This is a genomic window from Sciscionella sediminilitoris, from assembly GCF_000737195.2.
GTDB lineage: Bacteria > Actinomycetota > Actinomycetes > Mycobacteriales > Pseudonocardiaceae > Sciscionella > Sciscionella sediminilitoris.
The window spans coordinates 79473-92254 of record NZ_JALM01000074.1 but is presented as its reverse complement, the minus strand read 5'-3'; the positions used below and the strand labels follow the sequence as shown (position 1 = coordinate 92254).

The following is a 12782-nucleotide window of genomic DNA, read 5'->3' as shown; positions in this document are numbered from 1 at the left end:
AGGCGGCCGCCCGCCCGGCGAAGGATGCCCACCGGTCCGCGGCCACCTATGCTGGGTTCGTGCTGGCGGTAGTGACACGGGTGAAGGCGCGCATCGAACACAGCTGCGCCCGCCTCGGTGTGCCGTATCCGTGGTGGGTGCCGGCGTGGGCCACCGCGGCGAGCACCATCATCGCGGTCGCCGCACTGATCCAGCGGTATGCGCTCGCTCCCGGCTGGCTCGTGGTCGCCGGGGCGCTGCTGTACGCCCATCTCGTGGTGTGGATCGTGACCGGGCGGATGCTGCGCCCCTGGATGGAGGCGCTGCTGGCGGGTGCCGCGGTGGTCGTACTGCTGCTCGGTCATCCGGTGTCCACGGATATCGCACCCTGGCTGCTCACCGTGGCGGTCGCCGAGGTCGCGGCCACCTCACGCCCGCTGATCACGGTGGCCGCGGCCGTGGTGGGCGGCGCGATCCCGATCGTGGCCGGGCTGACCGGGTACCTGGAGAGCGCGCCGGTCTACGTGGTCGGCGTGCTGCTCGGCACCCAGGTCGGGATCACGCTGCGCTGGCAGATCCGGGCGCTCGCGGCCGAACGGACCACCAGGACGGCCGAGCGCGAACAGGCGGTGCTCGCCGAACGCCAGCGCATCGCCCGTGAGGTGCACGATGTGGTGGGGCATTCGCTGAGCATCACCCTGCTGCACGTCACCGGCGCCCGGCACGCGCTGGCCACCGACGGCGACCTCACCGAGGCGATCGAGGCACTCACCGAGGCCGAGCGGATCGGGCGCGGGGCCATGACCGACATCCGGCGCAGTGTCGGACTGCTGCCCGCCGACCAGCCGAGCACCGAACCGCTCCCGGACCTCGCCGAGATCACCACGCTGGTCGAGCGGACCAGGGGAGCGGGTGTCGAGGTGCAATATCAGCACAGCGGGGATCCCGGCACGATCGACGCCACCCGCGGCCTCGGGCTCTACCGGATCGCCCAGGAGTCCCTGGCGAACATCGTCAAGCACGCTCCGGGGAGCACGGCGGACGTGCGGCTGCGTATCGACCGGGACCGGGTCCGGCTCACCATCCGGAACACGCTGCCGAGCGGTGAACCGGTACGGCGGGACACCGGAACCGGTCTGGACGGCATCACCACCCGCGCCGGTCAGCTCGGCGCCGAACTGACCGTGGGCCCGCAGCGCGGCGGACACTGGATCGTGGACGTCTCCGTGCCGCTGCATGAGCCCGATCCCGCGCACGAACCGGACGGTCCCTGTCCGATCCGGTCCATGGCACCCCGGCCGAGGACCTCATGACCGAAACCGATGCCGAGATCCGCGTGCTGCTGGTGGACGACCAGGAGCTGGTGCGCTCCGGGCTGCGCCGGATCCTGCGCAGGCGGGCGGGATTTCTCATCGTGGCCGAGTGCGCCGACGGCGAGGAGGTGCCGGCCGCGCTCATCGCACAGGATGTCGATGTCGTGGTGATGGACCTGCGGATGAAACGGGTGGACGGTATCGAGGCCACCCGCCGGATCCGGGCGAGCGCGGAATGGCCGCCAGTGCTCGCGTTGACCACCTTCGACGACGACGAACTGCTTTCCGGGGTGCTGCGGGCGGGCGCGGCCGGGTTCGTGCTCAAGGACTCGCCCGCCGAGGATCTGATCCGTGCCGTGCGCACCGTGGCGGCGGGGGAGAGCTGGCTCGACGCCGGGGTCACCGCCCGGGTGCTCGCCACCTACCGCGAGGCTGCCGTCTCCGGGGCGCCCGGTGCCCCGCCCGCGGAACTGACCACCCGGGAGCGGGATGTCCTGTACGCCATCGCGAGCGGGCGCACCAACACCGAGATCGCCGAGGAACTGGTCATCTCCGAGGTCACGGTGAAAAGCCATATCGGCCGGATCTTCGCCAAACTCGATCTGCGTGACCGCGCCGCCGCGATCGTCTACGCCTACGATCACGGCATCGTCACTCCCAACAGCCGGGGCTGAACCGGTCGCGTCAGCCCTGTCGCGGGAGGCCGCGGCGCGCTCGGCGCAGCGGCAGCAGGATCGCGGCGGCCGCGGTGAGCACCCAGCCGAGACCGGCGACCATACCGATGATCGTGTAGCCGCTGTTCGCCGGGAACTCCTGCCCCGGCGCGGTTTGTGCCTGCAGCAGGACCGCGGCCAGTGCGCTTCCGGTGGAATAGCCGACATAGCGCAGGATCTGGTTGAAGCTCATCGCACTGCTCGTCTCGTGTTCCGGAACGGCGCGCATGAGGTAGCCGGGCAGCACCGCGAAGATGCTGCCGGTCCCGACCCCGGCGATCGCCATGATCAGCACGATCTCCCAGATGTTGTCCCGGGCAAGGCCGAACAGGATCATGGCGGCCAGCATCATGGCCGAGGCCAGCGGCAGCACCAGTTCGTAGGAGGTGCGCCGCACCAGCCAGGGCACCACCCGGGTGATCAGATAGCTGGTGGCGGAGAACGGGATCAGCACCAGTCCGGCGATGACGACGGTGCCACCCAGTCCGTAACCGGTGGCGCGTGGTGTCTGGACGAACGTGGTGACCGGGGAGATCAGCAGGTACATCCCGACAGCGGCCAGCAGGGTGGCCACGCTCGCCGTCAGCACGGCGCGTTCACCCAGCAGCCGCAAGGCGACCAGGGGCTGCGTGACCCGCAGTTCCCACCACACCCAGACCGCCAGTACCGCCGCTGCCGCGAGGAAGATCCCGATCACCAACGCGGATCCCCAGCCCCATGCCTCGCCCTCGCTGAGCGCCAGCAACAGACCGGACAGCCCGGCGCCGAGCAGCACCGCGCCGGTGATGTCGAGCCGTTCCCGGCGGCGCGACACCGAGCCGGGGACGACCCGCCACGCGATCAGCAACGCCAGCGCGGCGACCGCCGCCCCGAACCAGTAGGGCAGGTGCAGACCCCCGGCCTCCGCCAGCAGCCCGGTGATCGGGTAGCCGAGACCAACACCGACCGCGGCGGTGGTGGAGAGCATCGCGACCCCGGCCCGCATCCGTTCCGGCGACAGGTTGTCCCGGGCGGTCGCGATCGCCAGTGGTGTCAGCCCGACCCCCAGACCCTGCAGGCCGCGACCGAGCAGGAAGGGGCCGAACCCGAGCGGCAGCGCCGCGAGCACTCCGCCCAGTGTCAACGCGGAAAGCGCGAACAGGAAGACCCGGCGCCGGTCCGGCCCGTCTCCCAAGCGGCCCAGTACCGGGGCGGCGACCGAGGCCACCAGCAGCGTGATCGTCAAGGACCACTGGGCTTCGGCGAGCGAGACGTGCTCGGCCAAGGCGATGACCGGGATCAGCGGCGCACCAAGGCTGCTGATGACCGCTACCACCAGACACGCGAGTGTCAGGCCCGGCAGCAACCCACGGGACGGAGTTCGGCGATCGGATCGCCTCTCGTTCACTGATGCACGCACGATTCTGATACTACGCGTCAAATGAGACTCAGTGTCAAATATGCTCGCGTGTCACAATCGGCACATGAGTCTGCGGGAGCGAAAGAAGCAGCGCACGCGCGCCGAGCTACAGCGGCATGCCCTGCGCCTGTTCCGTGATCAGGGGTACGCCGAGACGACGGTGGAGGACATCGCGGCGGCCGCCGAGGTCAGCCGCAGCACCTTCTTCCGGTACTTCGGCACCAAGGAGGACGTGCTCCTGTTCGACAACGTGGACCCGGTGATGTACCGCATGATGGCCGCCGTGCCGGAGGGGACTCCGCTGCTGGAGGCCGTGCGCCGGGTACTGCGGGACTCGTTCGCCTCCCTCGGCGAGGAGGCCCGTGAGCTCGAGGAAGTCCGCATGGAGCTGGCCAGGACGGTGCCCGCCATCGCGGCGATCCTGCGGGAGCGCAACGCGTTCGGCCTCGAGGAGATCGCCGGGATCGTCGGGCCCGCGACGGGGCGCACACCCGACGACTCTGACGTGTTGCTGTTCAGCGGGATCCTGATGGGGGTGCGCCTCGCCGCCCGGGCCCGCATGGACGCCGGGAGGGGCGAGCGCATCGTCGAGGAGCTGGACGATCTGCTCGGACGGCTCGCCTCCGGTGTCCCACTGGCCGGGGAGCCGGTCCGTCGCCCGGCGGAGGCCTGAGTCTCAGCGCAGCGGAATCCGGTCGAGATCGGCTCCCACGACGAGCCGCCCGCCGAAGGTGTCCGCGGCCTCGTGCCAGCGTGGTGCCGGATTGTGGCCGGGCACGAAATGAGTGAGCACCAGGGTGCGCGCACCGCACTCGGCGGCGATCCGCCCGGCATCGGGAATCGAGGTGTGCGCCGTGGTGTGGTGGGCGAACATGGCCGCCGCGACCGGGTCGTTCGCGCCAGAGTAGCTGCGCTGGATCCAGTGCTCGTCGATGACCTCGTGGACGAGCACATCGGCGCCATGGGCCAGGCGCACCAGGTTCGCGCACGGCCCGGTGTCGCCGGAGAACACCACCGAGCCGTGCGCGGTGTCGAACCGGAACGCGAAGGCCGGGGCCATCGGTGCGTGCTGCACCAGGATCGCGGACACCTCGACGTGCTCGTCGCGGTAGACCGCAAGCGGTTCCATGTCCGGGGCGACGCGGGTGCGCGGGTCGAAACCGAGCGAGTCCGGCAGCGGGATGTCGGTACCGTCGAGCACCTCCTCCGGCGGGCGCCGCGCATTGTCGATGATCCGGTCCTCGATATCGGTGGCATAGGCATGCAGCAGCCTGCGCAGTGTCTCGGTGAACCCGGGAAGTCCGGCGGCGCCCGGATCCCGGTAGGGCGGCCGCGGTCCCGGTCCGAACAGCCGGACCGGGCGCGGCACCTCGCAGAGTCCGGCATACCAGCCGTAGAGCAGCAGATTGCCCAGATCCGCGATGTGATCGGAATGCAGGTGGGTGACGAACCCGGCGCGCAGCCGTTCGAAGCCGAATCCGGCGAGGGTCAGCTGACGGCAGGCGCCGTAGCCGAGATCCACCAGATACAGTGCCTCGCCGACTCGCAGGGCCGAGGCGATACCGGCACGTTCGGGTTGCGGCCGGGGACCTCCGGCGGTACCGAGCAGCACGAGTTCCGCCGATTCCCCGGATGAGCGCAGCACGATCGACCATTCCACCGGATTCGTGCCGGTGTGGCAAGGGTTTCAGGATCGTCGTACGGCGGCGAGCACACTGCCGAGCACACCTGGATAGCGTTCGTCCACATCCGCGCGAAGCCGGACGTAGCACCGTGTTCCCTCGTTGCGGTGCCGGGTGACGCCCGCCTCCCGCAGGGTCTTCATGTGGTGGCTCAGCGTCGACTGCGCCAGGGCGACCTCGAAGTCGTCCCTGGTGTGCTCCGCCCCGTCCGCGAGTACCTCCACGATGTGCAGCCGCACCGGATCACCGAGAGCGGAGAGGACGTTCGCCAGCTCGATCTCCTCGGTGCCCGGATGCCGTGGTTGCCGCATGTTTCCATGATAGGAGATTCTTCGAGCTTCGCCGATCATCGAACTTCGGCTGCGGCCAGCGCTTTCTCGGCGGCTTCGAGGATGGTGCCGAAGGTCCGACTCAGGATCGGCTGGGCGAGCAGCCGGGTGAGGAACGCGCCGGCCAATGGGATCCGGACCTCGGCGCGGGTCCGCCACAGTACGTGGGTGCCGCCCTCGACCTCGGTGAACTCCATCCTGCCGAGCTCGTGCTTGCTCGGCGGCATGCTGCGATCCACCACGTATTCGGTGACGTGGGGCCGTTCGTAGCTGGTGATCCGCTCTCGGAACCAGCCGATCAGCCACAGGTGGGTCCGGATCGCCCCGACTCCATACGGTGCGCCCGCTCCCGGCCGGGTCAGCCGGCAACGCAGTACGAGTGGCGATGCCGCATAGTTGCTCGTCGTGGTCAGCCAGTCGAACACCTCCTCGATGGGTGCCGGGATGACGCGTTCGACGGTGACGGTTTCCATGGCGGTCCTCCTCGTTGCGTGGTTCCTCCCGGAGACAAGTCGCGGACGCGAGGCGTGACATCCGGGTGCTCAGAGGTGCCAGTCCGGATGGGTCCGGTAGCCGGATCCCTCGGCGGCGGCCCTGTCCAGCGCACTCTTCCGGATTTCCTCGCTCGGCCAGGTGGTGTCGTCGGTGAACAGCACCGAACCGAGCCGGGCGTCTCGCAGCACCGCTCCGGTCAGCTCGGCGCCGGACAGGTCGGCCCCGTCGAGCCGGGCATGGCTGAAGTTCGCCTCGCGCAGCGTCGCATTGGTCAGTACCGCGCCGGTCAGCTCGGCCGTGGTGAAAACGGCCCGCATCGACTGCACCGATTCGAGCTCGGCCTCACCGAGGTCGGCCGCCGTGAAGTCGGCGTGGTCGAGCTTGGCGGAAGTGAAGACGGCGCCGACCAGTTTCGCGCCGGCGAAAACGGCGTCGCTCAGATCGGCCCGCGCGAACTCGGCCTCCCGTAACGAGGCACCGGTCAGGTCGATCGTGAGTCCGGTCCATCGCTGGTCCGCACGGTGTTCCTGACTGGCCGCGGTGGTCAGCCTGCGGTGCAGGATGCGTTGCGCGGTCAAGCGCACCTCCCGCTCCTGAACCCGCTCCTGGTATCCCTCGCTCTCCGGAGAACCGAGCCTGGTGAACGGCATGCGCAGATAGGCGCAGATGACGTTGATGACCGTCGGCCGCTGATCGGGTGCTCCGCTGCCCACCCGCTCCAGCGCGTACAGCCCGGCGAGCCGCACCGGGGCCTTCTCGCTGCCGAGTTGATCGGCGGCCTTGGTGTAGAGCTCGGTGATCCGGCGTTCGACCGCGTCGAGTTCGCTGACCCGGTCGGCCGCGTACTGGCGGCTGAGTTCGAGTTCGGTGGACCGCTGCCGGCGCGCGGCGAGCCACAGCGCGACGAGGCCACCGGCACCGACCACGATGGTGCCCGCCACCCGGATGGCTTCGAGTCGCCCCCGGTCCGCGGGGGTGCTGCCGCCGAACAACCAGGGCAGCACGACCCCGATCGCCACGGCGAACACGATCAGGGCGAGTCCGGTGAAGGCGATCGTCCGGTTGGTGAGCGGAGCCGCGAGCGGACGGGGATACGGCTCTTTCTGGGGCGTCATGGCCCTATTTGTGGCATATTGGTCACCTTGCTGTCAGCAGTTTGCACGCATCTGGGGGCACTGTTGTCCGGACGTCGCGGCATCGAGAAGGACCGGCAGCGCGCATCGAGTGCGATGCGGCGCTCGATCGCCTGCGCGGAATCGGGTGACCTGGCCATGGCGGTGCGGCACAGCGAGGACGCCGAGGCCTGTGTGCAGCGGCTGATGCGGCACGAGCCGGAGAACACCTATCACCGGTTCGTGCTCGCCGGGCTGCTGTACAACCGTGCGACGATCCTGGACGGGACCGGTGCCGGCGCGGCAGCACTGGCCGCGGCCCGCGCGGCGAGCGAGCTCTACGAAGACCTCGATCCCAGTCACGGCGATCCCTCGGCGGTGGAACCCCTGCTGCGCGGATTCCGGGACGAGGGCCAGGAAATGGAAACCCTGATCGCGCACGCCGCGGACGCCCGGGCACGGTTCGCCCGCCTGCTCGCCGAGCAGCAGGGGGAATCCGCCGCCACGGCGGCACGTCAGCACGGCCGCGCCGCGGTGCGGACCTACGAGGTGCTCGCCAGGGCCGGGCAGCACTTCGGTCAGGCCGATGTCGACCGGGTACGCGAGCAGTACCGGGCCGCGCGGGATCACCTCGGTGAACCGGACGGATGAGCGCCGATGCCACGAACCGGAAAGATCAACCGGGCGATCCGGAAATCACGCTCGCTCACCGAATCCGGAAACCACGGCCGGGCCGCGGCCTGGAATCTGCGCGCGATCGGGATGCTGGAACGTGCCGCCCGGTTCGACGTCCTGCACGGTCTCGCCGACCGGCCGGCCCTCGCCGGTCTGTACTGCGAACGGGCCGGAATCCTGGCCCGGCTCATGGAATGGGACTCGGCCTGCGATGCCGCGGAAACCGCGGTGGACCTGTACCTGGACGTGGATCCCGCGCGTGGCGCACCGGATCTCGTCGCGGTGAAGGTCCGCGAATTCCGGGCCGAGCACGGCGATGCGGCGGTCGTTCCGTTCGAGGAACACATCGGTGATGCCGCCAACGCGCGCGGTTTCCTCGCGCTGCTGCTGGCCAGGAACCGTGGTGCGGCGGCGAAACCGGCCGTCGAACGCCTCGGAAGCAACGCGGTGCAGACCTTCACCGAACTGATCCGGGTCGGTCTCGCCTACGACCGCGAGGATCTGCGCCGGATTCGCGATCAGGTGAGCCAGGCGCACCGGCTGCTCACCGCCGAGGCGCCGTCACAGGCTTGGCGTTCCGCTCCCGCGGACATTCTGGCCGTTTACCGGAAAGCGATGGGGAAATGACCACGAGGGCACGCGCCAGACTGGAAGCGCACCTCGCCGATGGGGCGCGGCGCGCCGCCGAAGGGGACTATCGCGGCGCGCTCGCGCAGAACGTCGCGGCGACGCGCCTGATCCGTCGGCTGGGCAGCAGAGAACTGACCGGGCCGGAGTACGACGCGCGAATGGGATTCGCCTACTACTGCCGATCCCTGTTCCTCGAGCGGTTGCACCGGGAGAGCCGGACCGTGCTCCTGGAGCGCAATCACCGTGGTAAACAGGCGATCACCGCGGCGCGGTCCTCGATCCTGTGCTACGAGGCGCACGATCCCATCCGGCGCGGCGGGAAGACGGTGGCGGAGGCGATCGCGTACGGGCCGGACAGTGCCGGGTTGCGCCCAGCGCACTGGATCGCGGGCCTCGCCGAAGCACGCTCCTTCCTTGCCCTGCTGCTCGGCAAATACGAATGGCCCGGCCGGATGCGGGACCGTGAGCTGGCCCTGTTCGATCTGGACCGGGACCTGACCATTCAGCACGAGGTGAACGTTCTCGACCAGGAGTCCTTCCTCGCCTCCAAGGCGCTCGTGCAGTGTTCCCGGCGAACCGAGGACGACCACGAGCGAATGTTCGCGCAGAACAACGAGGCGATGGGCGCGGTGTACGAGCGAATGCCCGACCACCCGAGGAAGTGACGGCCCGGTCGTTCAGGAAACCTTGCGCCGCACCGCTTCCGAGTGCTTGGTCGGCGTGATCGCCTGGACCGTGGTGGCCGCGGCCGGAATCAGCCGCGGGCCCGCGGGTCCGTATACCCCGCGTGGTTCCGGGAACATTCGCACCAGCAGTAGGTACAGCATCGCGGCGAACACCAGGGTGATCACGAGGCTGATGTCCACACCACCGGCGATCCCGGCGAGCGGCCCGGTGATCAGCGGGGTGTTGGCGGTGAGCAGTCCCGCCGTCGTCGCGGGAATCCAGGCCGCCATGGCGCGCCAGTTCACCCCGTGACTGAACCAGTAGGCCCCGCCGGTCTGTCCCCGGTTGAACACCTGCAGATCGTCGGGCAGATAGTGACCGCGGCGCAGCCAGTAGCCGGTCATCATGATCACCATCCACGGGGAGGTGCACAGCACGATCAGTGTCACGAAGGCGTTGATGCTGGCGACCACGTCGAACACGAAGGAACCGAGGAAGACGAACACTACCGAGAGTGAGCCGATCAGGGCGGTGGCGCGCACCCGGGACAGTCTCGGGAAGATCGAGCTGAAATCCAGGCCGGTGCCGTACAGCGCGGTGGTTCCGGTGGAGAGCCCGCCGATCAGCGCGACAAGGATGAGCGGAATCGCGTACCACAGCGGCGAAATCGCGGTGAGCCCGGCGATGTAGTCGTTCGGGTCGGGCACCAGGGTCGCGGTGGCCACGCCGAAACCGAACGGCAGCATGGTGCACAACTGGGCGAGGAACGGGGCCGCCAGTACCCGCGTTTTCGGTGCACTGGCGGGAATGTAACGGGACCAGTCACCGAGGAAGGCGCCGAAGGAGATGGGGTTCGCCATCGCGGTGAGCGCGGCGAGCACCCAGGTCGGCCAGAATCCGCCGAGCGCATAACCGCCGTGCCCGGTCGCCCCGGCGTGGAAATCGCCCGCATAGGCCAGAACACCGAGCAGCATCAGCGCCGTGCAGGCCAGCACGGCGAGTTTGTTGACCAGCAGCATGAACCGGTAGCCGTAGATGCAGACCACGAAGGTGGCGATCGCGATCAGCCCGTAGGCGATGGCGCGCACCAGGTTTCCGCCGTCCACCCCGGCGAGCCTGCGCACCGCACCGGTGACCGCGTCCCCGGAGACCCACACCGAGATGGAGAAGAACGCGATCGCGGTCAGCAGGGACAGAAACGAGCCGACACAGCGGCCGACGACACCGAAATGCGCCCCCGAGGACACCGCGTTGTTGGTGTGGTTGGCCGGGCCGAACAGGCTCATCGGGGCGAGGATCAGCGCCCCGGCCAGTACCCCGGCCAGGGTGGCGCTCAGCGCCGCCCCGAAACCGAGGCCGTAGGTGATCGGCAGGGTGCCGAGGATGATGGTGGCGAAGGTGTTCGCGCCGCCGAAGGAGAGCCGGAACAGATCCCACGGCCGGGAGGTGCGCTCCGCCTCGGGGATCGGCTCGACCCCGTGGACCTCGATCTCGGTGACCGTCATGACCGTGCCCGCCCGGGGAGTACGGAAAGCAGTTCGTAGAGTACGTGGGCCGCGGCGATCCCGGTGATCTCCGCATGGTCGTAGGCAGGGGACACCTCGACCACATCCGCGCCCACGATGTCCATGCCACGCAGCCCGCGCAGGATCTCCAGCAGCTCCCGGCTGGACAGCCCGCCCGCCTCGGGGGTTCCGGTCCCCGGCGCGAATCCCGGATCCAGCACGTCGATGTCCACCGAGACGTACAGCGGACGGTTCCCGATGCGTTCGCGTATCCGCTCGATCAGTTCGTCGATCGGGGAGCGCAGGAAGTCCCGTGCGTGCACCGCGGCGAAGCCGAGTCGTTCGCTGTCCTCCAGGTCCAGTCCGGAGTACAGCGGGCCACGGATGCCGACGTGCATCGAGTGCGCGAAGTCGATCAGCCCTTCCTCCGCGGCCCTGCGGAACGGTGTGCCGTGCGTGTACGGGGCGCCGAAATAGGTGTCCCAGGTGTCCAGGTGCGCGTCGAAATGCAGCACCGCGACCGGCCCGTGCCGTTCGTGCTGCACCCGCAGCAGCGGAAGGGCGATGGTGTGGTCGCCGCCGATGGTGAGCAGCCGCCGGTCCGTGCCGGAGAGCTCACGGGCGCACCGCTCGATCGTGCCGATGGCCTCCCGGATGTCGAAGGGGTTCACCCCGGCATCGCCACCGTCGGCTACCTGGCCGAGCGCGAACGGTTCGGTGTCCAGCGCCGGATTGTAGGGGCGCAGCAGCTTCGAGCTCGCCCGCACGTGCGCGGGGCCGAACCGGGCACCGGGCCGGTAGCTGACCCCGGTGTCGAAGGGCACGCCCCACAGCACCGTGTCCGCCTCGCGCACGTCGGCGAGCCTGGGCAGCCGGGCGAAGGTGTTCTCGCCCGCATAGCGCGGGATCCTGCTCGCGTCCACCGGCCCGATCGGCTCCTGGTCTTCCATGGTGGACAAGCCTGAGCGAACAGAGCGGTGTACCGGAACCCGCGGATCCTCCAAGACCGCGCCGCGGCATTGGAGGAACGCACAACGGAACCCTAATGCAACTTGTGCACCGTGATGGTCAGCTCGACCGGGTCACCGGCCTGCACGGCGCCGCTGAAGTCCGGTCCCGGCGAGACATCGTCGTAGGGGAAGGCGTAGCCGCGGTTGTCCGGCAGGTGGGCGTGCACGATCTTGGCGTAGTGGTTGGTGACATCCTGCTGGTAGAACTTCTTCGGATCCTCACCGTCCGGCTGGTTCGGGTTGTCCAGCAGCGTGGTGCGGTTCAGCGCGGCGGCCAGGCGCGCGATGATGGCCTTGCGCGCGGTGCTGCCCTCATTGGCGAACGGTCCGCTGTTGCAGCTCCACACATCCGCGGTGACCGGCTTGGTGAACTTCTCGCCGTTGTCGAAGGTGAGCACGTCACCGTTCACCCGGCCGGTGAACTTGCCGAGATCGGGCCGTTGCGAGTCGACCACGAGATCCGTCCCGGCGTACTTCTTCCAGCACTGGTTGATGTAGTCGTCCAGGTAACCGCCGAACTTGTCGCTGTGGTGCCCCGCGGACAGCGCGCGCACATTGCCACCGTCTCCGGAAGTGATCAGCCCGGCCCACTGATCGCCCGCGGCGCGCAGATCGTCGCAGATCTTGTCGAGGGAGCCCGCCGGAAGGCCGGGGGCGTCCTGTTCCCCGCTCCCGGAGGTGGTCAGGTGCAACCCCATCGGGAAGGCGACGAAATCGACATAGCTGATGTTCGCGTACAGTTGCTCGTCGTTGAAGGTGAACTCGCTGAACGACCAGTTGCGTTGATAGTTCGGATCATCGGCATTGAGGAAACTCGGATGGACCAGCGCCGGTCCGGGATCCACGAAGAAGTCGAGTTTCGTATCGGTGACCACGTAGATCCGGGCTCCGGACAATTTCGGCACGGTCACCTTGGCGGATTTCAGCGGGATCGCGCAGTCGTCGATCGGGGTGTGCGGGGCACCGGGGGACGGGACCTTGTATACCGAGCCGTCGGCCTTGACGAAGACCGGCTGTTTTTCCGTGTCGAGCCCGGTTATGTAGGCATACGCGGATCCGGCTCCGGTCTGGTCGTCGAACGCGAGCGAAACGGTGTCCGGGGTCCGGCCGCCCGCCGCCCTGGCGAGTCCGCGGCCGAGTACCGGCACCGCAGCGGCTGCCGTCGCCGCCGTCGCCACACCGAGAAAACCTCTCCGGGAAATCAATCGGAACGCCTCCTGGGTTCGCTTTGTTCGAACAGCGAAAAACGCTAATCAGGGCGCGCGGAGAGGGTC

The 12782-nt window shown here is 68.9% G+C and carries 14 protein-coding genes; 6 read left to right on the top strand and 8 right to left on the bottom strand.

Annotated elements, in window-relative coordinates:
* The first annotated feature begins 59 nt into the window (after nucleotides 1-59).
* Nucleotides 60-1292 carry a sensor histidine kinase gene (locus AD72_RS25995; RefSeq protein WP_063890801.1) on the top strand — a complete coding sequence of 411 codons (1233 nt, stop codon included), beginning with the start codon at nucleotides 60-62 and terminating at the stop codon, nucleotides 1290-1292.
* Nucleotides 1289-1966, top strand: coding sequence for a response regulator transcription factor (locus tag AD72_RS25990; RefSeq protein ID WP_031469215.1), 678 nt, complete (start codon nucleotides 1289-1291; stop codon nucleotides 1964-1966). The genes AD72_RS25995 and AD72_RS25990 overlap by 4 nt, the downstream gene beginning before the upstream one ends.
* 10 nt (nucleotides 1967-1976) lie before the next feature.
* On the opposite strand, the gene AD72_RS25985 is transcribed toward AD72_RS25990, so the two are convergent.
* Nucleotides 1977-3392 carry an MFS transporter gene (locus AD72_RS25985; RefSeq protein WP_343123747.1) on the bottom strand — a complete coding sequence of 472 codons (1416 nt, stop codon included), beginning with the start codon at nucleotides 3390-3392 and terminating at the stop codon, nucleotides 1977-1979.
* Nucleotides 3393-3468: 76 nt separating this feature from the next.
* Here AD72_RS25985 and AD72_RS25980 point away from each other — a divergent pair, with 76 nt between their 5' ends.
* Nucleotides 3469-4077 carry a TetR family transcriptional regulator gene (locus AD72_RS25980; RefSeq protein ID WP_231644963.1) on the top strand — a complete coding sequence of 203 codons (609 nt, stop codon included), beginning with the start codon at nucleotides 3469-3471 and terminating at the stop codon, nucleotides 4075-4077.
* 3 nt (nucleotides 4078-4080) lie between these two features.
* Here the strand turns inward: AD72_RS25980 and AD72_RS25975 are convergent, their stop codons facing one another.
* From AD72_RS25975 to AD72_RS25960, 4 genes are all read right to left on the bottom strand, one after another.
* Nucleotides 4081-5064 carry an MBL fold metallo-hydrolase gene (locus AD72_RS25975; RefSeq protein ID WP_231644962.1) on the bottom strand — a complete coding sequence of 328 codons (984 nt, stop codon included), beginning with the start codon at nucleotides 5062-5064 and terminating at the stop codon, nucleotides 4081-4083.
* Between the two features lie 27 nt (nucleotides 5065-5091).
* Nucleotides 5092-5397, bottom strand: a complete 306-nt coding sequence (locus tag AD72_RS25970) for an ArsR/SmtB family transcription factor (protein WP_031469211.1) — start codon at nucleotides 5395-5397, stop codon at nucleotides 5092-5094.
* A gap of 35 nt (nucleotides 5398-5432) precedes the next feature.
* Nucleotides 5433-5888, bottom strand: coding sequence for an SRPBCC family protein (locus tag AD72_RS25965; RefSeq protein WP_031469210.1), 456 nt, complete (start codon nucleotides 5886-5888; stop codon nucleotides 5433-5435).
* Between the two features lie 69 nt (nucleotides 5889-5957).
* On the bottom strand, nucleotides 5958-7025 hold the full coding sequence (locus AD72_RS25960) for a pentapeptide repeat-containing protein (protein WP_051899026.1): 1068 nt from the start codon (nucleotides 7023-7025) through the stop codon (nucleotides 5958-5960).
* Between the two features lie 27 nt (nucleotides 7026-7052).
* Between AD72_RS25960 and AD72_RS25955 the strand changes: the two genes are divergently transcribed.
* The 3 genes from AD72_RS25955 to AD72_RS25945 are packed head-to-tail and all read left to right on the top strand — an operon-like array spanning nucleotide 7053 to nucleotide 8992.
* Nucleotides 7053-7673, top strand: coding sequence for a hypothetical protein (locus tag AD72_RS25955; RefSeq protein ID WP_156365380.1), 621 nt, complete (start codon nucleotides 7053-7055; stop codon nucleotides 7671-7673).
* A gap of 6 nt (nucleotides 7674-7679) precedes the next feature.
* Nucleotides 7680-8324 carry a hypothetical protein gene (locus AD72_RS25950; protein ID WP_031469207.1) on the top strand — a complete coding sequence of 215 codons (645 nt, stop codon included), beginning with the start codon at nucleotides 7680-7682 and terminating at the stop codon, nucleotides 8322-8324.
* Entirely contained in the window at nucleotides 8321-8992 is a 672-nt protein-coding gene (locus AD72_RS25945) for a hypothetical protein (protein WP_031469206.1), read from the top strand. Before AD72_RS25950 ends, AD72_RS25945 begins: the two co-directional genes overlap by 4 nt.
* 12 nt (nucleotides 8993-9004) lie before the next feature.
* Here the strand turns inward: AD72_RS25945 and AD72_RS25940 are convergent, their stop codons facing one another.
* The 3 genes from AD72_RS25940 to AD72_RS25930 form a co-directional block, all read right to left on the bottom strand.
* Nucleotides 9005-10498, bottom strand: a complete 1494-nt coding sequence (locus tag AD72_RS25940; RefSeq protein ID WP_037347334.1) for a purine-cytosine permease family protein — start codon at nucleotides 10496-10498, stop codon at nucleotides 9005-9007.
* Nucleotides 10495-11448: an agmatinase gene (speB, locus tag AD72_RS25935; RefSeq protein ID WP_031469204.1), complete on the bottom strand. Its 954-nt coding sequence runs from the start codon at nucleotides 11446-11448 to the stop codon at nucleotides 10495-10497. Before speB ends, AD72_RS25940 begins: the two co-directional genes overlap by 4 nt.
* 92 nt (nucleotides 11449-11540) lie before the next feature.
* Nucleotides 11541-12686 carry a beta-1,3-glucanase family protein gene (locus AD72_RS25930; RefSeq protein WP_051899025.1) on the bottom strand — a complete coding sequence of 382 codons (1146 nt, stop codon included), beginning with the start codon at nucleotides 12684-12686 and terminating at the stop codon, nucleotides 11541-11543.
* Nucleotides 12687-12782 lie beyond the last annotated feature (96 nt).

Bases quoted from the DNA above. Each gene is read 5' to 3' on its own strand.
- AD72_RS25990 (WP_031469215.1), top strand. From the start codon at position 1,289: ATGACCGAAACCGATGCCGAGATCCGCGTGCTGCTGGTGGACGACCAG.
- AD72_RS25980 (WP_231644963.1), top strand. From the start codon at position 3,469: ATGAGTCTGCGGGAGCGAAAGAAGCAGCGCACGCGCGCCGAGCTACAG.
- AD72_RS25970 (WP_031469211.1), bottom strand. From the start codon at position 5,397: ATGCGGCAACCACGGCATCCGGGCACCGAGGAGATCGAGCTGGCGAAC.
- AD72_RS25965 (WP_031469210.1), bottom strand. From the start codon at position 5,888: ATGGAAACCGTCACCGTCGAACGCGTCATCCCGGCACCCATCGAGGAG.
- AD72_RS25960 (WP_051899026.1), bottom strand. From the start codon at position 7,025: ATGACGCCCCAGAAAGAGCCGTATCCCCGTCCGCTCGCGGCTCCGCTC.
- AD72_RS25950 (WP_031469207.1), top strand. From the start codon at position 7,680: ATGCCACGAACCGGAAAGATCAACCGGGCGATCCGGAAATCACGCTCG.
- AD72_RS25945 (WP_031469206.1), top strand. From the start codon at position 8,321: ATGACCACGAGGGCACGCGCCAGACTGGAAGCGCACCTCGCCGATGGG.
- AD72_RS25940 (WP_037347334.1), bottom strand. From the start codon at position 10,498: ATGACGGTCACCGAGATCGAGGTCCACGGGGTCGAGCCGATCCCCGAG.
- speB (WP_031469204.1), bottom strand. From the start codon at position 11,448: ATGGAAGACCAGGAGCCGATCGGGCCGGTGGACGCGAGCAGGATCCCG.